21 protein-coding genes and 1 pseudogene are annotated in these 18434 nt (G+C 67.9%); 10 read left to right on the plus strand and 12 right to left on the minus strand.

All coding sequences use genetic code 11. The features are described from left to right. On the plus strand, nucleotides 1-984 hold a 984-nt coding region (locus A5701_RS04220), incomplete at its 5' end, for a protein kinase (RefSeq protein ID WP_067748964.1). Nucleotides 985-1050: 66 nt separating this feature from the next. Here A5701_RS04220 and A5701_RS04225 read toward each other — a convergent pair. From A5701_RS04225 to A5701_RS04240, 4 genes are read right to left on the minus strand one after another with little or no spacing between them, the layout of a single operon-like run. Next, nucleotides 1051-2055, minus strand: a complete 1005-nt coding sequence (locus tag A5701_RS04225; protein ID WP_067748966.1) for an NAD-dependent epimerase/dehydratase family protein — start codon at nucleotides 2053-2055, stop codon at nucleotides 1051-1053. 60 nt (nucleotides 2056-2115) lie between these two features. Then, nucleotides 2116-3117, minus strand: a complete 1002-nt coding sequence (locus A5701_RS04230) for a tocopherol cyclase family protein (protein ID WP_067748969.1) — start codon at nucleotides 3115-3117, stop codon at nucleotides 2116-2118. Then, nucleotides 3114-4274: an alpha/beta hydrolase gene (locus tag A5701_RS04235; protein ID WP_067748972.1), complete on the minus strand. Its 1161-nt coding sequence runs from the start codon at nucleotides 4272-4274 to the stop codon at nucleotides 3114-3116. The genes A5701_RS04230 and A5701_RS04235 overlap by 4 nt, the downstream gene beginning before the upstream one ends. Beyond that, nucleotides 4275-5528: a cytochrome P450 gene (locus A5701_RS04240; protein ID WP_067748975.1), complete on the minus strand. Its 1254-nt coding sequence runs from the start codon at nucleotides 5526-5528 to the stop codon at nucleotides 4275-4277. Between the two features lie 85 nt (nucleotides 5529-5613). Between A5701_RS04240 and A5701_RS04245 the strand changes: the two genes are divergently transcribed. Continuing rightward, nucleotides 5614-6066: a VOC family protein gene (locus tag A5701_RS04245; RefSeq protein ID WP_067748977.1), complete on the plus strand. Its 453-nt coding sequence runs from the start codon at nucleotides 5614-5616 to the stop codon at nucleotides 6064-6066. A gap of 268 nt (nucleotides 6067-6334) precedes the next feature. After that, nucleotides 6335-7021: an evbL gene (locus A5701_RS04250; RefSeq protein ID WP_369807383.1), complete on the plus strand. Its 687-nt coding sequence runs from the start codon at nucleotides 6335-6337 to the stop codon at nucleotides 7019-7021. A gap of 114 nt (nucleotides 7022-7135) precedes the next feature. Here A5701_RS04250 and A5701_RS04255 read toward each other — a convergent pair whose 3' ends face one another. Beyond that, complete coding sequence (locus A5701_RS04255; protein ID WP_067748983.1) at nucleotides 7136-7828, minus strand: hypothetical protein; 693 nt, start codon at nucleotides 7826-7828, stop codon at nucleotides 7136-7138. 173 nt (nucleotides 7829-8001) lie between these two features. Beyond that, entirely contained in the window at nucleotides 8002-8442 is a 441-nt protein-coding gene (locus tag A5701_RS04260) for a hypothetical protein (protein WP_156669906.1), read from the minus strand. Nucleotides 8443-8504: 62 nt separating this feature from the next. On the opposite strand from A5701_RS04260, the gene A5701_RS04265 reads away from it, so the two are divergent. Further along, a complete protein-coding gene (locus A5701_RS04265; protein ID WP_067748989.1) occupies nucleotides 8505-9464 on the plus strand; it encodes an SMP-30/gluconolactonase/LRE family protein in 960 nt (319 codons plus the stop codon). Here the strand turns inward: A5701_RS04265 and A5701_RS04270 are convergent. Together A5701_RS04270 and A5701_RS04275 are read right to left on the minus strand one after the other, a co-directional pair. Continuing rightward, complete coding sequence (locus A5701_RS04270; protein ID WP_067748992.1) at nucleotides 9461-10309, minus strand: SDR family NAD(P)-dependent oxidoreductase; 849 nt, start codon at nucleotides 10307-10309, stop codon at nucleotides 9461-9463. The genes A5701_RS04265 and A5701_RS04270 overlap by 4 nt on opposite strands. 93 nt (nucleotides 10310-10402) lie before the next feature. Continuing rightward, nucleotides 10403-11665: a hypothetical protein gene (locus tag A5701_RS04275; RefSeq protein ID WP_231972763.1), complete on the minus strand. Its 1263-nt coding sequence runs from the start codon at nucleotides 11663-11665 to the stop codon at nucleotides 10403-10405. A gap of 201 nt (nucleotides 11666-11866) precedes the next feature. On the opposite strand from A5701_RS04275, the gene A5701_RS04280 reads away from it, so the two are divergent. Beyond that, entirely contained in the window at nucleotides 11867-12424 is a 558-nt protein-coding gene (locus A5701_RS04280) for a TetR/AcrR family transcriptional regulator (protein ID WP_067749026.1), read from the plus strand. On the opposite strand, the gene A5701_RS04285 is transcribed toward A5701_RS04280, so the two are convergent. Beyond that, the gene (locus A5701_RS04285; protein ID WP_067748995.1) at nucleotides 12421-13590 is read right to left on the minus strand and encodes an acyl-CoA dehydrogenase; all 1170 of its coding nucleotides are present in this window, start codon (nucleotides 13588-13590) and stop codon (nucleotides 12421-12423) included. The two genes, A5701_RS04280 and A5701_RS04285, sit on opposite strands and share 4 nt — an antisense overlap. Nucleotides 13591-13627: 37 nt before the next feature. Continuing rightward, nucleotides 13628-14044, minus strand: a complete 417-nt coding sequence (locus tag A5701_RS04290; protein ID WP_082969671.1) for a DUF6636 domain-containing protein — start codon at nucleotides 14042-14044, stop codon at nucleotides 13628-13630. Nucleotides 14045-14147: 103 nt separating this feature from the next. Here A5701_RS04290 and A5701_RS04295 point away from each other — a divergent pair, with 103 nt between their 5' ends. Further along, on the plus strand, nucleotides 14148-14576 hold the full coding sequence (locus tag A5701_RS04295; protein ID WP_156669907.1) for a hypothetical protein: 429 nt from the start codon (nucleotides 14148-14150) through the stop codon (nucleotides 14574-14576). Here A5701_RS04295 and A5701_RS04300 read toward each other — a convergent pair whose 3' ends face one another. Then, nucleotides 14577-14786 (minus strand): three-helix bundle dimerization domain-containing protein, encoded by a 210-nt coding sequence (locus A5701_RS04300; protein WP_067749001.1) that lies wholly within the window; start codon nucleotides 14784-14786, stop codon nucleotides 14577-14579. A 119-nt stretch (nucleotides 14787-14905) separates the two neighbouring features. Between A5701_RS04300 and A5701_RS04305 the strand changes: the two genes are divergently transcribed. The 4 genes from A5701_RS04305 to A5701_RS04320 all read left to right on the plus strand — a co-directional run bounded on the left by A5701_RS04305 (nucleotide 14906) and on the right by A5701_RS04320 (nucleotide 18304). Then, nucleotides 14906-15532: a TetR/AcrR family transcriptional regulator gene (locus A5701_RS04305; RefSeq protein WP_067749004.1), complete on the plus strand. Its 627-nt coding sequence runs from the start codon at nucleotides 14906-14908 to the stop codon at nucleotides 15530-15532. Next, the gene (locus tag A5701_RS04310) at nucleotides 15529-16185 is read left to right on the plus strand and encodes an enoyl-CoA hydratase-related protein (RefSeq protein WP_067749013.1); all 657 of its coding nucleotides are present in this window, start codon (nucleotides 15529-15531) and stop codon (nucleotides 16183-16185) included. Before A5701_RS04305 ends, A5701_RS04310 begins: the two co-directional genes overlap by 4 nt. A gap of 150 nt (nucleotides 16186-16335) precedes the next feature. Continuing rightward, nucleotides 16336-17523, plus strand: coding sequence for a condensation domain-containing protein (locus A5701_RS04315; RefSeq protein WP_156669908.1), 1188 nt, complete (start codon nucleotides 16336-16338; stop codon nucleotides 17521-17523). Nucleotides 17524-17569: 46 nt separating this feature from the next. Then, on the plus strand, nucleotides 17570-18304 hold the full coding sequence (locus tag A5701_RS04320; RefSeq protein WP_197504916.1) for an Rv3717 family N-acetylmuramoyl-L-alanine amidase: 735 nt from the start codon (nucleotides 17570-17572) through the stop codon (nucleotides 18302-18304). Between the two features lie 8 nt (nucleotides 18305-18312). On the opposite strand, the pseudogene A5701_RS04325 reads toward A5701_RS04320, so the two are convergent. Beyond that, a pseudogene (locus tag A5701_RS04325) lies at nucleotides 18313-18434 on the minus strand (cutinase family protein); the annotation flags it as partial.

Raw genomic sequence — 18434 nt, forward strand, 5'->3', positions numbered from 1 at the left:
GTCGACTTCGGTCTCGGGCACGGCGACCCGTCGCGGGTGTATATGGCGCCCGAGCGGTTCACCACCGGCCGGGTCGGGCCGCAGACCGACGTGTACTCCCTGGCGTGCCTGCTCTACGAGTGCCTGACCGGTCAGCCTCCGTTCGAGGCGTCCGACCCGGCCGAGCGGAGGAGCGCCCACCTACTCTCGCCGGCGCCGCGACCCAGCATCATGCGTCGCGGCGTGGGCCGGGCCTTCGACGACGTCATCGCCGTGGGCATGGCCAAACGGCGTGAGGCGCGTTTTGCGTCCGCGGGTGAACTCGCCCGGGCCGCCAGCGAGGCCGTGAACGCGGCGTACGAGCCGGTCGCGGTCGGTGCCGGCGCGGGCCCCCTTGGCACCCGCCCGTTCGAGGCGGTCTATCCGAACCCGGACGACACCGGCTTTAGCCCGTATCCGGTTGTTGATCCGCCGTCGCGGCCGGACGGTTGGCGGCCCGTTGGCGGCCGCGGAGCGTTCGTGATCACGGCGGCGGCGGTCGTGCTGGTGGTGGCAGGGCTCGTGGTGGCTCTGGCGTCGGCGTTGACGCGAGGCGGCTCGACGCCCGCTCGGACGGCTCAGGCGCCATCGCCCGCCCCGTCCAGCGCGCCGCCGCCGAAGACGCCGACGCTGTCCGCTCCTGTGCGCGGCGCCGACGGGTTGGGGTTCGTCGGCGAGACGGCCCGCTGCGATCCGGGCAACCCGCCGGCCGCCGTCGTGCGGACCGCCAAGTCGCTGGCCGTGGTGTGTGAAAACCTCAGCGGCAGTTACTACTACCGCGGCGAGCGGATCAGGGACGGTGCGCACATCGAGCTGTCCAACGCCGAGCGCGCCGGGGACGGGTTCGATGTCACTAACCCGGTCGACGGCGTCGTCTACGAGGTGCGGCCGAACCGGTTGCGGATCATCAGTGGCAGCCACGTCGATTCGTCGGAGCCCGTGCTGCAATACGCCACGGCGTCGTGATCATCACGGCCGCCGGACTTTCCCAGCGGGAGAACGCCTTCGACCGGTTGCCGACGGCTTCCGGCGTTAGGGCCGGAAAGCGGCTTCGTCTCCGCCGCGGCGGGCGAACGTCGCGATGATCGCCTCGCGCGGCGGGCGCCAGGTCACCCCCAGCTCGGCCAGTGTGCGGGAGTCATCGGTCGGTGTCGCCGCGGTGAGCAGTTGTGCGGCTTCGAAACTGAATCCGGCCCCGAGCGGAAGGCGGTCCCCGACGGCGTCCGCGATCCTGCCCAGGGCCCGAAACACTGTTCCGTTCAACGGAATTCGCCTGATGTGACGGCCGGAGCCCGCCTCGAGCGCATCGATCATCTCATCGAAGCTCAGCATCACGCCGCCGCACACGTACCGTTTCGGGCCGTGGCCTGGGCGCATCGACGCGACATGCACATCGGCGACGTCGCACACGTCGACCATCATCATTCCAGCGTGCCGCAGTCGCGGCGCCACACCAGCGCGGATGATCGGCGCCCAACCCTGTTCGGTGATGCCGGGAGCGGTCGCCAAGGCCGGACCGACCACGCTGGACGGATAAGTAATGACAACCGGCGCCCCTTCGTCTTGCAGCCGCCGGGCAGCACGATCGGCGTAACCCTTCGTCTTGGCGTAGGCCGACCGACCCGCAGCCGTGGGGGTGTCCGGCCCGATCACCGAGACCGCGGGCGAGAAGAGGGAGGCGTAGCTGTTGATCGTGACAATCGGGTCCAGCCCTTGGTCGTGTGCCTGACGCAGGATCGACTCGGTCGCGAACGCGTTGATCTCCCACATCAGGTTCTCACGCCGGCTGTCGGTCCCGACCACGCTGGCGGCGTGCAGGACGGCGTCACAGCCGTCCAGCAGCGTCGACACGGTATCGGGCTCGCGAACGTCGCCGGTTAACACGGTTATCGAGCCGAATTCGGAAAACCTGCGCAGCAGTTCGGGATTCTCCCAGCCGTGCTCGGCCAGAAGCCGCACCTCATGGCCGGCGCTCAGTAGGCCACGGACGATGTGCGCACCGAGATACCCGGTGCCACCAGTCACTGCGATTCGCACGAGTTCGTGACTCTACCGGGTGGTGGCCAGGTGGTATGAGAGGGACGGCGTCGTAACGATTTAGGCCGGCCGGCTGCCGACCTCCAGGCCGGCCAGCTCGCAGGTGCCGTCGAACACCACCTCGCCGTATTCGCGCACACGGCAACGCAATCGACCCGCGAGGTGCTCGAAGTCGGTGTCGATGTTGCGCCGCTGCGCGGGCAGCGGCACCGGCAAGACGTGGGGATCCGCGCGGGTGCCGTCCCCGTCCAGCTCGATGTGGTAGCGACGGGTGCGCGCGGACACGGTCCAGCGCCCGTCGCCGACCTCCGATCGCACCGGAGCCGGCGGGGTGACCCGGATGACGCGGTCGCCGAGGCGCACGACGACTCCGGTGACATCCCTGCGGATCGGGCCGAGCTGAAGCAGGCCCCCCGAGAACGCGACCGAGACGTCGGCGTCGCCGAAATCGTGGGCCTGACCCCACCACCAGCGCTCGGGGAAGCCCGCACCCCAGTTGCGTTCGGTGTAGAGCCGGGCGTCGTTGAAAGACCACGTGCGGTCGCGGAATTCGACTGTGCCGGTGGCCTTTCCGCCGAGCCGGTAGGGATGCCAGTACTGGTTCAGAAACGGGACCGACGAGAAGACGCCGCCGCCGCCGAAGGCCTTGGGCCAGTTGAACGGATCGGTGAAATGCAAATCGAGGTGGATTCCGTCGAGGTCGATCTGGAGTCGATCGAGGTACGCCGCCAGACGCGCGTCGGGGAAGGTCCCGGCGTGCACCGAGAAGGTCGACGACTCGGCCTCGGCGGCATCCACGACCGCGGAGCGCACCACGTCGCCGGGATGCAGCGCGACCGCGACGGTGGCCCAGTCGCCGTCCGGGTGCCGGTTCACACTGCACAGCGCGACGACGACGCGACCCGAGGCGGCGTCGGTGAGGCGCCAGAACCAGCCCTCCATTTCGGTGCCGTGCGAAGGGACCGGGTCGCCGAAGGGAACGTCGGCGCCGGTGCGCCGATAGGCGTGGACCAATGGCTTGGCCGCGTTGGCCGCTATCCAGCGCAGGTAGGAGGCGGTCATCGCTTGTCGGCCAGTCCCGACTGCACGAGCGCGTCGTCGATGAAACGCTGTACGGGCCGCGAGCGGAAGAATCCGGTGTGACCGCCTGGGTACCACTGGATTTCGGGCTTGCCCCAGTGCTCCCAGAGTCGGGTGACCTGGTCGCGCGGGTGCACCAGGCGGTCGGCGAGGCCGGCGTAGATGAAGCGGCCCTCTTTGGGCACGCGCGGGGTCAGCGCCAGCGGCGAGATCATCCGGCCGAGGGGCTTTGCCGATTCCATCGTGTGGCGCAGACCGGTGTGGCCGCTGAGGCCGGCGTGACGGCCGACCAGGTTCACCAGGTCGACGGCGGGCACGCCGAGGATGGCGCAGGTGAGCCCGTCGTCGAGGCTGGCGACCAGCGACGAAATAAGGCCGCCGAGGGAGATGCCGTTGACCCCGATCGCCGCGTCGGGCTGCTGCGCGCGGATCCAGCTGATCAGCCGCCGGATGTCCCAGACCGCTTGGGCCGCGCCGTGCACGTCGTCGAGCACGTCCTCGCTGGGGAACTTCGGGCCGCCGCTGGCTCGGGGGCCGTGCAGGGGGAGTACCGGTAGCACGACGTTGAGGTCGAGTTGCCGGTAGAGGTGCCAGGCGTGAAACAGCATCGGGTCGAGCGCGGCGCGTCCCATCTCCGCGCCGTGGATGCAGATCAGCCAGGGCCGCGGCCGGCGGTGCCGGAACATCAGCGCGTATTCGCGGTTGTTGCCGGTGTAGCTGCGCCAGCGGTCGCTGCCGGGTTCGCCGTCGTGGGGTTCGTAGCCGCTGTCGAAGGACAGCCGCTCGTAGTGGCGTCCCATGTTGCTCACGCGTTTGACCGTCACGTCGGTCAGGGGTGGGGGCGGGGCGAAGAATCCCTCGGGATTGTCGAGCCAGCCCTTGTCTGTGTAGAAGTCTTGTGCGGCAAGCACTTCGGTGTCGATCCGTTCGAGGGTCTTGGCGTCGGGGGCTCGGCGCAGCAGGCTGAAGCCGCTGAGCAGGATCTCGTCGCGGAATGCCTGGGCCGCGAGCGCGATGGTGGGCCGGGCCACCGGCAGCTCGTCGGGCTGCCGATCCAGGTAGGTGCCCCAGGAGCGGGCGTAGAAGCCGCCGGTGCGGGTGAACGGACCCAGCATGTGTGTCATCGGGTTGGCGGGCATCTAGCCTCGTTTCGCTCCGGGGGTGAAGGTGACCGGCAGCGTGCCGAGCCCGGTCATGCTGGGGTTGCCGAGGTATTGGTGGACGTTGTCGACGTCGACTCGGTAGTCGGGGATGCGGTCGAGGACGGCTTTCACCATGACCTCGGCCATGAGGCGCGCGAGGTGCGAGCCGATGCAGCGGTGCGGGCCGAGGCCGAACGCGACGTGCCGGTTGGGCGCGCGGTCCAGGATGATCTCGTCGGGGTTCGGGAATTCTTTTTCGTCGTGGTTGGCCGAGAGCCAGCTGATGACGACCCTGTCGTTCTTTCTCAGGCGTTTGCCGCTGAGTTCGACGTCGTGAGTGACTGTGCGGCTGAGGGTTTGGTTGACCGAGAAGTAGCGCAGGAATTCGTCGGTGGCGGTGCGGTACAGCTCGGGGTGGTCGATGAGTTGTTGCCTCAGGTCCGGGTGGGTGCCCAGGTGATGGAGCGTGAGCGCGGTTTGGGAGGTGGTGGTGTCGACGCCGCCGCCGATGAGGTTCCACAGGATGTTGAGCAGCTGTTCGTCGGTGAGGCGGTGGCCGTCGAACTCGAACTGGATCAGGAAGCTGGTCAGGTCGTCTTCGGGTTTGGCTCGCCTGCCGGCGGCGTACTCGAGGACCTCTTCCATCAATTTGGGGACTTTGCCGATGGCGTTTGCGTACTCGTCGCTGTCCTGCGGGACGGCCATGACGGAGTGGAAGAGGTTGGCGTAGAGGTGCCAGTTGTCGAGGGGCAGGCCCATCAGCTTCATGGTGAGGATGGCGGGGACCGGGCTGGCGTAGTCGAGGACGAGGTCCATGCGGCCGTCCTCGATTTTCTGGTCGAGGAACTCGTGGGCCTTCTGTTCCATGAACGGCTTGAGTTTCTGGACGGCGCCGGGGGAGAAGAACGGGGCCAGGGCGTGCCGTAGGGCCTGGTGGTAGGGGCCGTCGACCTCGCCGATGCCCAGGGCCGGCTGGCCGTCGGGGCGCGGGACGCCCATCTCGCCCTGGTAGTCGACGCCATCTGTTGAGTTGGGCTCGTACTTGTGGGCGAAGGTGTCGCCGTCTCTGGCCGTTCGGCTCACCGCGTCGTAGCTGCTGAGGTACCAGAAGCCGCCGTAGTTCTTGTTCCAGGCGACGGGGCATTTCTGTCTTAGCTCTTTGTTGATCGTCAGTTCGTTGAGGTTGAACGCGTCGGAGTGGTGGTCGAAGTCGACGATGGCGTCTTCGGCGACGTCGGGACGGGTTGTCATCTGGTTGCTCCTCCACCCGGCGACATCGGCTTTCTACACTATCTTTGCATTATTACGCTGGTCGGTTCCGTCGAGAAAGGCCACGATGAGTAGTCACCGTACGACCTTCAACCATGTCGGATTGTGCGTCTCCGATCGCGAGCGGTCGCGGCGTTTCTACGAAAATGTGCTCGGGTTCCAGTTCTGGTGGGAGCTCGATCCGCCCGACGGCCCGACGTCGAAGCTGGTGCAACTTCCCGAGCCGCTCGGGGTGCACGCGACGTACTTGGTACGCGACGGGTTTGTGCTCGAGTTGATGGATTACTCGAAGCGTCAGGTTCACGCCGGGTCGGAGCGGGTCATGGATCAGGTTGGGCTGACGCATATTTCGTTTTCGGTGTCCGATCTCCCGGGCGCGCTGGCTCGAGTGGCTGAGTTCGGGGGAGCGGTGGTCGAGGCGACGGTGACCGAGGCGATGGCGATGATTCGGGATCCTGATGGGCAGTTGCTGGAATTGCTTGCGGAGGGATGGTTGGCTGCGTTGCCGCCACGGCCTTAAATCGGGCGGCGAGACGCCCGGCTGGATCACCGTTTCGATCAAGGCCAGGTCGACGAACTCATCGCCGCGACGGCCACCGACGCCTTGGTCGAAGAAGCCGCTGACGTCCTCGAAGTCGTCGCCGCGATCGCCAGGAGTAGCGTCGACCCACGCAGCATGGGATAGCGGCACGAACCGAATCTCGAGGAGAAAAGCCGTGAGTCACAACGAGGTGCTCGACGCCGCCGTCGCCGCGGGTTCGCCTATCGAACAAGCGGTCGCGGTGTTCATGCTGCACCCCGAGACCCTCGCCGAAAGCACCGCGGCCGGATACCAGAATCCGATCGCCGGATACGTTGCCGGCCGCGGCGGGGTGCTGGGCGAGGCCACAGCCGTCACGGTCACGTCGGTGTTCGTGGTGTTCGAGCCCAACCTCCTGCGTGGTCTGTGGGAGGAAGGCGTTCCGGTACGTGGTGCGACCGCGGCGGCCGAGCTGTATTGGCAACAGATCGCCGGCTTCGGCCGTAGGCACCTGGCCAGCGCCGAAGGGCTGGACCGCATCGCGGCGCTGGGGGAGAAGATCATCGCGGTGGCACCGGACGCGGGCCTGCCGCTGTATGCCGGCTGGCGCACCATGCCGCTGGCCGGCGACGCGCCCGCGCGGGCGCTGCAGGTCATGCAGATCCTGCGGGAGCTGCGCGGCGGTGTGCATTTCAACGCCCTCACCATTTCGGGTATCACCCCCGTCGAGGCGCACATGCTCAACAAGGGCCGCCAGTACGCCGCGATGTTCGGTTGGCCGGAGCCGTTGGCCGACGGCGCGGACAAGAAGGAGCGTTACGCCGAGGTTGAGCAGGCGACCAACCGGCGGATGGCCGAGATTTTGGCGGACGCCCTCACCTCAGATGAGGCGCAGGAGCTTGCCCGGCTCAGCGCCGGTGCGCTGGCTTCGCTGAAAGCTAGCGCCGCGACTTGAACGGCTAATGAGTGATGCGACCGAAGCGGGACCGCGCATTGAGGCCTTCAGTGTGGGCCGGATGGGTTGTCGCCCAACTGGGTCCGGTTGGCTGACCCGAAGCGCCGGGCGGGGTCAGACGGTCGGCATCGTCACTCCAGGTGGTGCGGAAACTTCCACCGTCGTCCCGGCGGCCGGAGGCTGATTGCGAAAAACCACCAAGGTCCCAGGTGCGTCGGCATTCGACAGGGCAACGTCGGGCGATAGCCCCGAATTATCCTCGGCGAGTTGCAGATTGAGGTACACATACGACCGGCGATCCGTGTGGCACTGGGTGACGAACTCTTCGGCAAGGTGTTGGCCCTCGTCAATCGTGGACCGGATCGCGGCGACATCTCGCGGTCGACCTTCGATGCGCTCCATGATCTCGAGTGCCATGAGTTGCGGTCCGACGACAAGCAGGCCCGCCGCTCGGAAGACTTCTGGCACGTAGGTGAGCATCTGGGCGAGGTCGGCTTCTGACTCGGTGTTGTCGATGACGTAGTTCAGCACGAACCCGCGCTCGGTGAACTCGTGCATGAACACGCCGGCGCTGCCGGCGATGTAGTCGGCGACGCCCGATGACCAGCGGAATTCGCGGAAGAATGACTTGTAGAGATCTTCGACCATGAAGACGGCCGTTGCGACGAGCCAGCTGTCGTCGAGTGCCCGAACGAGGGTGCGCACCCGGTCGCCGAGCGCCTCCAGCGAGCGCGCCCGGTCGGCCGGGATAAGGGCCTCGAGCCGGTCAGCGCCCGCGATGATCGCCCTGCTTTGGTAGTCCCACACGCGAGCGAGTGTGGGGAGGTGCCAGTCGACAGAGGTCGGTTCGCTCGGGCTGTGAACGCCGTTCATGTCGCTCCTTACGTCGTGCTCTTCGAGTGGGGCCGATTGCCGTATGCTGGGTCTTTCGCCTGTCGGCTATGTGGCCCTTAAGAAGCCACCGTAATTCGCGATTTACGTCACCGGGCTCTTTCGCGGAGCTCGGCGTTGATGCTCAGCTTGTGGAGGTCGAAGGCGTCGGAGTGGCGGTCGAAGTCGACTGTGGCGTATTCGGTGACAACGTTACGTTCGTCGGTTCTGTGGTAAATGGCCGCGATTGCAACGCTCCGAGACTCGTTGCGTCCAAAATTCACAACTGCCACATCTGCACTACGCAGAATAGGTTTCGTCGACATCGCCAAGTCGAAGGTGTTTGTCAACCGTTCGTCGGTGATAGTGATGAGCCCGACCACCCACCGATTCGTGCTGTCGTCGAACCAGGTCAGCACCCGCAACCGTCGCCGCATAGCCGACCAGCCTGGGTCCAACGAGAGGCCACAACCAGTACGACCGGCCTTGCAGAGAATTGGCTGGCAAGAGATCGCAGCAAATGAGACGAGAAACCTGTCGTGTTTGCGCATCGGTCAGGAGTACTCCGCCGCTAGCCTGAGTTTGGGCTGCTAAGAGTCCACAAGGGGCATCAATGAACGAAACGGGCGAGACCACTATCGCGGTGACCGATTTGTGCCCCGTGGGCCGCGGAGTGGATCGCCCGGAACACGTTGTGGTTGCCAGCGATGGCCGGGTGTTCGCCTCCGACAAGGCGTCCGCTGTCGCAGAGCTCGTCGACGAGAACGCCATTCGGCGTATTGGGCAGGCGGGCGGCGAGCCGAACGGCATCGCACTGGACTGCGACGGCCACTTTCTGATCGCTAATTGGGGTCTCGGCGTGCTTCAGGATCTCGAGCCGGAGACCGGCGAGATCGCAGAAGTGCTGAGCGACGAACTCGACGGGTGCCGGCTGCGATGGCTGAACTTCGTTCTAGTGGATTCCGTTGGGGCGCTGTGGTGCTCGGTGAGCACGATGTCGGACGACCTCATGGATACGATCGCGCGGGGCACCGCGGACGGGTTCATCTTCCGGGTCGCACCGGATCGCCGATCGGTGCGAGTGGTCGCTGACGGGGTGAGCTTCCCGAACTGCATGGCGCTGGATCGCGACGAAAATTATCTGTATGTGGTCCGCACGGTGGCCGCCGATGTCGTGCGGTTTCCGATAGAGGGCGAAACGCTGGGGTCCGAAGAACGATTCGGCCCGCCGCTGGGAGGGCGGCGCCCAGACGAGTTCGGCCCCGACGCTGGCCGCCTAATGGCCGATCCGGAGGTGGGCCGCCGGTGGGGGATGGCCGACGGATGTGCGTTCGACGCCGAGGGAAACCTCTGGGTCACACTCGTTTTGGCCAATAAGATCGTCGCGATCAGCCCGGACGGCCGCGCGACAACCGTGATCGAAGACCCGGAGGGCGCGCTGCTACAAAGCCCGACCAGCATCGCCTGGGGCGGCGAAGACATGCGCGATATCTACATCGGCTCGATCACAACGCCATACGTCCTCAAAGGCAGGAGCTCGGTGCCGGGCCTGCCGCTAATCCACCCGCGCTAGCCGCCCGACGGCCCAGGCCGCATGAAGTCCGGCAGCGCCTCCTCCGGGTCGGCCGGGATCATCGACTCGCCCAGCCCCCACAGCTGGCGGATGGTGGCACCGCCGTCGACGACGAGCGTCTGACCGGTGATGCGGGCGGCCAGCTCGGAGGACAGGAACAACGCGGCGTTGGCGATGTCATGCGCGCGTGGCGCCGCCAGCGGATTGATCCCGTTGACGTTGTACTCACCGGGCGGCTGATCCTCGTTGCCGCTGCCCACATTGCCCGGCGCGACCGCGTTGGCGCGAATGCCGTAGCGGCCCAGCTCATCCGCGAAGGTCTTGACCAGCGAAATGACGCCCGCTTTGGCGGCTCCGTAGGCGGCGTGATAGGTCGCCGAGGCGATGCCGTCGACCGACGCGACCGCGACCAACGATCCTCCGCTGCCCTGGGCGATCATGTACCGCGACACCGCCTGGAAGAGGTAGAACACCTGATTCAGGTTGTAATGGATTGCCGCGTCCCACAATTGGGGGGTGAAGTCCTCGACCTTCGACCAGGTGGCGCCACCGATGATGTCGACGCAGACGTCGATACCGCCCAGCGCCGCCTCGACGTCATCGATCGCCCGGCCGACCTGCTCGGGGTCGGTCATGTCGGCGACGATCGGGACGGCGTGACCGCCCCGGCCGACGATTTCGCCGGCAACTTGTTCCGCGCGCTGCTCGTCGATGTCGATGCAGGCCACCGAGGCGCCCGCTTCGGCAAGAACCAGCGACGTGAACCAGCCGTGGCCCGCACGCTCGGGGATGTAGCCCGCGCCCGACACCACCGCACGCTTGCCCGTGAGCCCCAAATCGATCACGCCGACCTCCTTCGCGGGCCAAGCGCCGGCGAGCGCCGGCGGCCGTACTGGTGGAGTATCGAGGCGGCCTGGACCGCAGTCAACGACGGCTGCTCAGCACGCCGGCTGGTGTTCCTCGAGATCAGAGCTGCCGGCTTCAGAGCCGTCATCACCACGCCCGCGGAACGGCCCCACGACGTGCCCGCCCAAGTAGACGACCCCGCGGCCGACGGCCACGAACGCCCGGCCCGTGACGCTCCCGACGGCTCCCAACGTGGCGACGGCGGCGTCCAAGACACTCGGGATGTGGAAGTCCTCCCAGGTCTCCACCTGGTGCTGGCGCGCCTTCGCGAAGCGGTCGAGCTCGTCGCGCAGGGCGACGCCCTGCTTGGCCAGCTCGCGCACCGCCCAGAACCGGAAGCCGTCAACCGCCTTGGACTGCCCGAAGCGGTCGAGCACTTCTTTCGCGCTCCGGTAGATGTCGAGGTCTTCGCGCAAGTGATGGTCGACGAGCTCGCGAGCCTCGTCGATCGCCCGCAGCAGCTGATCGGGCTCCTTGGTCTCGATCCGCGCGAGGTTCAGCCGCTGCCACTTGTGCAGCGCCTCCTCGGCGATCACCAGCAGGCTCAGGGTGTCGCCAAGCCGGTTGTCGCCGATGGCATTTCGCAGCTTCGCGGCGCGCTGCTGCACGGGCAGGCCGTGATCGAAGGACGCCAGGACGCGGCTCACGTGATTGCGCAGCTGCGAGACGGCGACATTGAGCGCCGGCCCCAGCGCGGCGACCGAATCCCAGTACGCATCGGGCAGCGACCCGTACTTCTCCAGCGACTCGACCATCCGCGAGACGGTCAGGCTGTTGCCCAGGACGTCGCCGGCGCGCTGCGCCCTGGCGACCTCGAGCACCGCCTCGACCTTGTCCTCCACCCGCCGGACGGCGTCCTCGACCTCGGCGACCGCGGACTTCAACGCCATCTGCACCGCAAGCATCTGCGCCGAAAGCATCACCTCGGGACCGAGCAGCTCGGGTCGCCACTGCAAATAGGCAAAGACGTCATCGGCGCCCGTCGTCAACCGGAAAAAGCCGTCGGCGACCGGGACCAGGTTGCCTTCCTTCAGCGCCTCCACGGTGTCGCGGTGCAGCTGGACGTACTTGCCGGAGTCGGCCAGCAGCGAGGCCAGCCCGGCGATCGCCGCGTTCGCCAACGAGGCGCTGTCGATGCCGGCAATGCGCAACCCCTGCCCGGCGGTCGCGCGCAGCTTGCTCAGATAGGACTCGACGGCGGCGGGGTCACCGCCGAGCAGCAGGGACTCGTCCTGCAACGACACCACGACCTCGTCGGCATCGATCGCCGCCGACCGCTCGGACACCTCGGTCACGGCACCCCCTGATCCTTCGGCCGAGCAAAGCGGCCAAGAGTTAACAGGAATTTCTCGGCTAGCAAACCCGGACATTACACGCATGCCATACCCAGACCCACGGGTTCGCCGCGTGTTCGGGAGGAATTCACCGAGGACGGGGAGGGGACGGCCGGCGCGATCGGGCACCCCGGGCCGTGTCCACCCGTAACCTTGCAGCTTGTGACCGCGCGCAAGCCCCCGCGCCTGACCGTCGAGGACTGGCTGCAGGCCGGCTACACGCTGCTCGCCGAGCAGGGGGTGCGTGCCCTGAAGATCGAGCGCCTCTGCCAACAGGCCGGCGTCACCCGCGGCAGCTTCTACTGGCACTTCGCCGACATGGACAGCTACCGAAACGCGCTGGTCGACTCCTGGAACACCTTCCTGGACAAGGACCGGCGGTCGCTGGCGGAACTCGACGCGCTGCCCCCGCGAGAACGCCTGTCCGCCATGATGACCGCGCTGACCAGCCCGGGATATTGGACGCTCGAACGCGCGATGCGCGAATGGGCCCGCACCGACCCGGTCGCCGCCGCCAACATCCGCGCCGCCGACCGGCGCCTGCTGCGCGCCGTCACCAAGGCCTACAGCGACTACGGCTTCGGCGCCGAGGACGCCAAGCTGCGCGCCCAGCTGACGTTCGCCGCCGGCATCGGCCTGCTGCACCTGGCCGGCTCCGCCCAGCAGGCGCAACAGTCGGCGCAACGGGAACGCTTCCTCGAGCTGATGCTCAAGGACTAGACCATCGCGATCGGGGAGATCTTGGCCCCAATCGCCAGTGCCCCGGCCAACTCTCGGCTCACGTCGTAATCGAACACCACGTGCCCCGCCGCGATGTCCACGTCGCGTTTGAAGCGCTGCAATGGATTCGACAGGAACTGCGCGCTGGCCCCGGAGGCCTCCACCAGATCGGCGATGATCGCCCTGCTCTCGTGCACGGTGTGGGCCGCCGCCAGCCGGGCCTCCGCCCGCACCGAGCGGCTCACCCGCTCGCCGGCCGACACCATCCGGTCGATGCCGCCCGCGGTCTCGTCAACCAACGCCCGCAACGCGCGCAACCGCACCCGCGCGCTTGCGAGCCGGATCTGCGCGGCGGGCTGATCCTTCTGCGCCACACCGCTGTACGCCAGAACGCGCTCGCCCAGGCGCTCGGCGAACAGTTCGGTCACCCGCTCCGCCGCACCGAGCACCGGCATCGAGGCGACCAGCGCCAGCGCGGGCACCATCGGCCACCGATACGTCGACGCGTCATGGGCCCGCGCGCCCGGCGCCGTCCCGCCGTAGATGTCGGCCACCGCGACCAGGCGGTGCTCGGGGACGAGGGCGTCGGTGACGACGACGTCGTGGGAGCCGGTGCCGCGCATGCCCGCGGTGTGCCAGGTGTCGACGACCTCGACCTGCGCCGCGGGCAGCAGCACCAGCGCCGGATCGATGCGGTCCGGCCGCTCGACGAGCGCCCCGACCATCATCCAGTCGGCGTCCATCGCGCCCGTCGCCCACGACCACCGGCCGGTCAGGCGCACCCCGCCGTCGGCCGGGGTGCCGCGGCCGGTGGGGGCCAGGGGAGCGGGTGCCAGCACCGGCCCCGCGGCGAACACCTCCTCCTGGGCCCGCATGTCGAACAGCGAGAGCATCCAGTTGTGCAGGGCGTAGAAGCCCAGCGTCCAGGCGCTGGACGCGCAGCCGTGCGCCATCCGCCGAATCGGTTGCAGCAGTTCGGGAAACGAGGCCTGCAGGCCGCCGAACCGGGCGGGCAGCAACAGCCGGAACAGCTCGGTCTGCCGGAACTCGTCGACCGTCGCCGCGGGCAGCCGGCGCAGCCGCTCGGCCTCCTCGGCGCGCTCGGCCAACCGGGCGACGAAGTCGTCGGTGATCCCGTACGTCGGGTGTGTGTCGACCGCGGACATGGCGCCGACCGTACCATACTATTTTGTATGGTTGCTTTCAGCCGAGGTCGTAGGAATCCCGCGACACCCGGAAATAGTGCCCGGTGCTGCTGTCGGTGCACGTCACGCCCGACGGCTCACTGTCGCAGGTGATCGTGCCCGCGGACAGGGTCTGGCCGTAGTCGAGGGTCGGCTCGCCGGCGACGCGCAGGGTGTCGCCGTGGCAGTGGATGGCGGCCGGCTCGCCCAGGTTCAACACGAAGCGGTTGCCCCAGGCGAGATGCTTGCCGCACTCCGGTGGCGGCGGTGGCTGGTAGTCGAAGTCGCTGATGTCGCACGCCACACCGAAGCCGCCCAGGACGCAGTAGATGTTGCCGGACGGCGATTGAAAGTTCTGGGTGTCCGCGTGCGCGGTCGCCGGCACGGCGGTGGCGGCCGCGACCGCCGCGGCGGCGAGAACGAGGGACCGCATCATTTGCTGAGCGTAAGCCTGTGCGCCGGTGGACCGGACCGATAATCCTGAAATAAGTTTGCGCGGGGGCCTTCACCCGGCCGCCCGAAAGGACTACAACGTCATCATGAAGGCATCGATGGTCGCCGCGGTTCCGCTCCTGGCGGCCGCGACCGCGGCGGGCCCCGCGCACGCGGAGCCGTTCTACCACTTCCAGTCACCCTCGGGCGACGTCACCTGCGTGATGGCGGCTTTCGGTGCAGATGCGCCCCGCGCGTCCTGCGGCGTCACCGACCCCACCTACGTGATGCCGCCCCGCCCGCAGTCCTGCATGGGGGCCTTCGGCGACCAAGTCGACATCGTGCAGGGCAGCTCGCCGGCGATGGTCTGCCACACGGACACCACCCGCGGAGTCGGGCTGCCGACGCTGCAAGCCGGCGACACCCGTTCCGTGGCTGCGCTCACCTGCAAGGGCGAACCCGCCGCCGTCACCTGCACCGACTCCGGCACCGGTCACTTCTTCCGCCTCTCGCGGGAGGCATTCAACCTGAAGTAGCTAGTTCGACCGGTGCCTGAGCTCCTCACGGGTGTGTTTCTCCACAAACAACGGAACGAAATCCCGTATCCGGCTGTGCGTGAACCGGGCATGCTCTTCGCGGATGAGGGCGCCGACGACCTCCGCCGGGATGCGCGGGAACTCACCGACGAGTTGCCAGCCGAGGTCCGCCAACAGCGCTTCTTCGTTGACCTGAGTGACCTTACCCATGAGCAGGGGGTTCCCGGTCGGCGCTCGCTGTCAAACGGGTTTCAACTGCCGAGCGTGTTAAGCGGTTGCTGCGATCACGTAAACCCATAATAGAGCGATCGCTCTGTTACTATGACGGCATGCCGCGCCCCCGCGTTCACGACCAGGACCGGATCCTGGATGCCGTCGAACGGCTGGCGGTGCGCTCCGGGCCGGCGTCGGTCACGATTCGCGCGATCAGTGACGCGATCGGCGTATCCAACGGCGCGCTGTACCACACGTTCGGCTCGCGCGCGGGACTCGTCGGGCGCACCTGGCTGCGGGCCGGGCACCGATTCCTCAGCGCCCAAAGCGAATTGATCGACTCCGCCCCCGACCAAGACGGCGTCGCCGCCGTGGTGGCGGCGGCCGAGGCGCCGGCCGTGTTCGCCGAAACCCACCCCGAGTCGTCGCAACTTTTGCTGACGGTGCGCCGTGACGAGCTGTTGGGTCCGGAGATGCCGCCCGACATCGCCACCCAATTGCGTGACCTGGACCGGCTGCTGGTGGAGACGATGATCCGGCTGGCCCGCCGCCTGTGGGACCGCAAGGACGCCGCGGCCGTCGACGTCATCACGACGTGCATCGTCGACCTACCGACCGCGATCCTGTTGCGCCGCAACCGGATCGACGACCCTGACGCCCGGGAACGACTGCGCGCGGCGGTCGCCGCCGTGCTCGACCTCGGGGCGCCCCGAGGCAGGACCAGAGAAAGGGCCACGACATGACACCGACACTGAGTTGGGACGACAAGATCGCGATTCTGCGCCTCGGCGAGGACGAGAATCGTTTCTCCCCAGAGTTTCTCGACGCGATCAACGGGCAGCTCGACGAAATCCAGCAGGCCGGCGCGCAGGGCCTGGTCACCACCGCGGGCGGCAAGTTCTATACCAACGGCCTGGACTTGGACTGGCTGGGCGCTCACCCCGACCAGACCCAGTCCTACGTCGCGCGGGTGCAGGCCCTGCTGGCCCGCGTCCTCACCTTCCCGATGCCGACGGCCGCCGCGGTGACCGGGCACGCCTTCGGCGCCGGCGCCATGCTCGCGATGGCCCACGACGTGCGGGTGATGCGCGCCGACCACGGGTTCTTCTGCTTCCCCGAGGTCGACATCCGCATCCCGTTCACCGACGGCATGGCCGCCCTGATCCAGGCCAAGCTCACGCCCCGCGCCGCGGTGGCCTCGATGACGACCGGGCGCCGGTTCGGCGGGGAGGAGGCCGCCGAATTCGGCATCGTCGACGCGACCGCCGCCGAGGCCGAGGTGACCGCCGCGGCGACCGACCTGCTGCGCCCGCTGGGCGGCAAGGACCCCGGCACGCTGGGGGCGATCAAGCAGACCATGTTCCGCGCGGCGGCCCGGGCGTTGACCGACGTCTGAGCCCGCGTGACATTTGCGTTAACGCTCAACCGATTTCGCGCACCGTGCTGAACCAAACGTCGCCGGCGGCCGTCTGCAGTGTGTCGCAGTGCCTCAAAGACGTTTGGAGACTTGGTGATCGCAGCACAATTTATTCGCCCCATCGGTGCCATGGAACGGCTCTTCTATCGCTACAGCGAACGCAATCCGACACACTTCTCGCTCGTTGCCGAGTTCGACCAAGTGCTCACCGCAAACAAGGTGAGGCCTGCGCTGGCCGCCGCGCAACGACGACATCCCTTGTTGTCCGCACACGTTGAGGACCAGCCCGGCTCGCGGCTCGGCTTCTACCGCGCCGCCACCGTCCCACCGATCACCCTGACCGTCCACCGCGCCGAGTCGTGGGAGCCCGTCGCGGCGGACGAGCTCAGCCGGCCATTCGACCGCTCGCGTGCGCCGCTGATGCGCGCGTCGCTGCTGCAGGGGCGAACCGGCAGTGCGCTGGTGCTGACGTTCGACCACACGCTCGCCGACGGGATTTCCTCGGTGCTGGTGCTCAAGGATGTCGTTGCCGCGCTCAACGGCGCGGACCTGCCCAATCTGCCTGTGCCCCAAGCCCAGGAGGACCTCGTCGCCCGCACGCTGGGCGAGATCGCGCCACTGGAGCTGCCCGACGATCCACGCATGCGGGTGCCCAGCGCCATCCGCCCGTTCGACGGCGCCCCGACCAACGTGCACACCATGGCGATGGCGGAAGTGGACACCGCGCTGCTGGCCCAGCGATGCCGCGAGGAACGCACCACCGTGCACGCGGCGCTGGTCGTCGCGATGTGCCGCGTCCGGGCCGCCGTGCGTGGCGAAGACTTTGTGCGAGTGCTCAACCCGATCAACTTCCGGGGGCTGATAGGCGTCGGCGGCGACTGCGGCCTCTTCATCCAATCGACCTGGACCGGCCTGTCGCCCTGGGATGGTGTTTCGTTCTGGGAGCAGGCCCGCGCGACCACCGCACACCTCGACGTCGCGCGGTCGGCGCGTGGAATCCGCACCGCCTCGCAAGCCGTCTCGGAAGCGATCGCGGTCGACGCCGAAGTCGACCACGCCGAAGAACTGTTCAGCCGCGTCTGCCCGTTCGAGATGATCGTCACGAACCTCGGCGTGCAGAACCTCGACGGCTCGGGCGCGCTGCGGCCCACGGCGGTGTGGGGCCCGGTGGTGCAAAGCCAGACCGAGGGCGAGTACGTCACCGGCATCACCACCTTCGAGGGCAGGCTGCGGATGACGACCTGCGGCTACAGCGTGCCGGCGACCTTCCTGAAGAGCGTCGGCGACGCCCTGCTGGCTGCCGTGCAGGAGCGCTGATTGTTACCATCGCGCGGTGACTGACCGCCCCGGCCGGCCGGGACCCATTTCCCGTCGCGACGTGCTGAGATTGGCTCCGGCGCTGCTCGGCGCCGGGGCCCTGGTAACCGCTCCCTCCGCCTCCGCCTCCGTCGCCGGGTCGGCCGTCTTCCTCGACCCGGGCCACAACGCCGTGAACGACGCATCGATCAACCAGCAGGTCCCCAACGGCCGCGGCGGGACTAAGGCCTGCCAGACATCCGGGGCCGCCACCAACGACGGCTATCCCGAGCACGCGTTCACCTGGGCGGTCGTGGCGCTGATCAACCAGTCGCTCAACCAGCTGGGCGTGCGTACCCAGTTGTCGCGCGGTGACGACGGCTCCGTCGGCCCCTGCGTGGATCAGCGCGCCGCGGCCGCCAACGCGATGCGCCCCGACGCGATCGTGAGCATCCACGCCGACGGCGGACCCGCGTCCGGCAGCGGATTCCACGTCAACTACTCCAGCCCGCCCCTGAACGACGTCCAGGCCGGCCCCGCCGTCCAATTGGCCACCGCGATGCGGGATGCCTTGGCGCAGGCTGGCTTTCAGCCGGCCAACTACATCGGCTCGAACGGCCTCTACGGCCGCGACGACCTTGCGGGGCTGAACCTGGCCCAGTACCCGGCGATCCTCGTCGAACTCGGCAACATGCGGAACGCCGAGGACGCCGCGCGGATGGAAAGCCCGGACGGCCGCGCGCGTTACGCCAACGCGGTCACCCAGGGAATCGTGGCGTTCCTGAATGCCAAGTCCGGCTGAGCAATCGCTCAGCCGCCGAAGCTCCTGACCGGCGCGGTCGCCGGCCCACCCATGTCGAGGTGGCTGGAGGCGAAGGCGACGCCCTTGTCGATCATGGCGCCGTCGTCGGCGTAGGTGTTGTGGGCGGAGA

The sequence above is a fragment of the Mycobacterium sp. E3305 genome, from assembly GCF_001666785.1.
Lineage (GTDB): Bacteria > Actinomycetota > Actinomycetes > Mycobacteriales > Mycobacteriaceae > Mycobacterium.

What these genes read in the sequence shown, in the direction of transcription:
- A5701_RS04285 (WP_067748995.1), bottom strand. Translation starts at nt 13,590, where the DNA reads ATGTCCGCGGTCGACACACACCCGACGTACGGGATCACCGACGACTTC.
- A5701_RS04290 (WP_082969671.1), bottom strand. Translation starts at nt 14,044, where the DNA reads ATGATGCGGTCCCTCGTTCTCGCCGCCGCGGCGGTCGCGGCCGCCACC.
- A5701_RS04245 (WP_067748977.1), top strand. Translation starts at nt 5,614, where the DNA reads ATGAGTAGTCACCGTACGACCTTCAACCATGTCGGATTGTGCGTCTCC.
- A5701_RS04315 (WP_156669908.1), top strand. Translation starts at nt 16,336, where the DNA reads ATGGAACGGCTCTTCTATCGCTACAGCGAACGCAATCCGACACACTTC.
- A5701_RS04230 (WP_067748969.1), bottom strand. Translation starts at nt 3,117, where the DNA reads ATGACCGCCTCCTACCTGCGCTGGATAGCGGCCAACGCGGCCAAGCCA.
- A5701_RS04235 (WP_067748972.1), bottom strand. Translation starts at nt 4,274, where the DNA reads ATGCCCGCCAACCCGATGACACACATGCTGGGTCCGTTCACCCGCACC.
- A5701_RS04260 (WP_156669906.1), bottom strand. Translation starts at nt 8,442, where the DNA reads ATGCGCAAACACGACAGGTTTCTCGTCTCATTTGCTGCGATCTCTTGC.
- A5701_RS04295 (WP_156669907.1), top strand. Translation starts at nt 14,148, where the DNA reads ATGAAGGCATCGATGGTCGCCGCGGTTCCGCTCCTGGCGGCCGCGACC.
- A5701_RS04300 (WP_067749001.1), bottom strand. Translation starts at nt 14,786, where the DNA reads ATGGGTAAGGTCACTCAGGTCAACGAAGAAGCGCTGTTGGCGGACCTC.
- A5701_RS04310 (WP_067749013.1), top strand. Translation starts at nt 15,529, where the DNA reads ATGACACCGACACTGAGTTGGGACGACAAGATCGCGATTCTGCGCCTC.
- A5701_RS04265 (WP_067748989.1), top strand. Translation starts at nt 8,505, where the DNA reads ATGAACGAAACGGGCGAGACCACTATCGCGGTGACCGATTTGTGCCCC.
- A5701_RS04305 (WP_067749004.1), top strand. Translation starts at nt 14,906, where the DNA reads ATGCCGCGCCCCCGCGTTCACGACCAGGACCGGATCCTGGATGCCGTC.
- A5701_RS04250 (WP_369807383.1), top strand. Translation starts at nt 6,335, where the DNA reads ATGCTGCACCCCGAGACCCTCGCCGAAAGCACCGCGGCCGGATACCAG.
- A5701_RS04240 (WP_067748975.1), bottom strand. Translation starts at nt 5,528, where the DNA reads ATGACAACCCGTCCCGACGTCGCCGAAGACGCCATCGTCGACTTCGAC.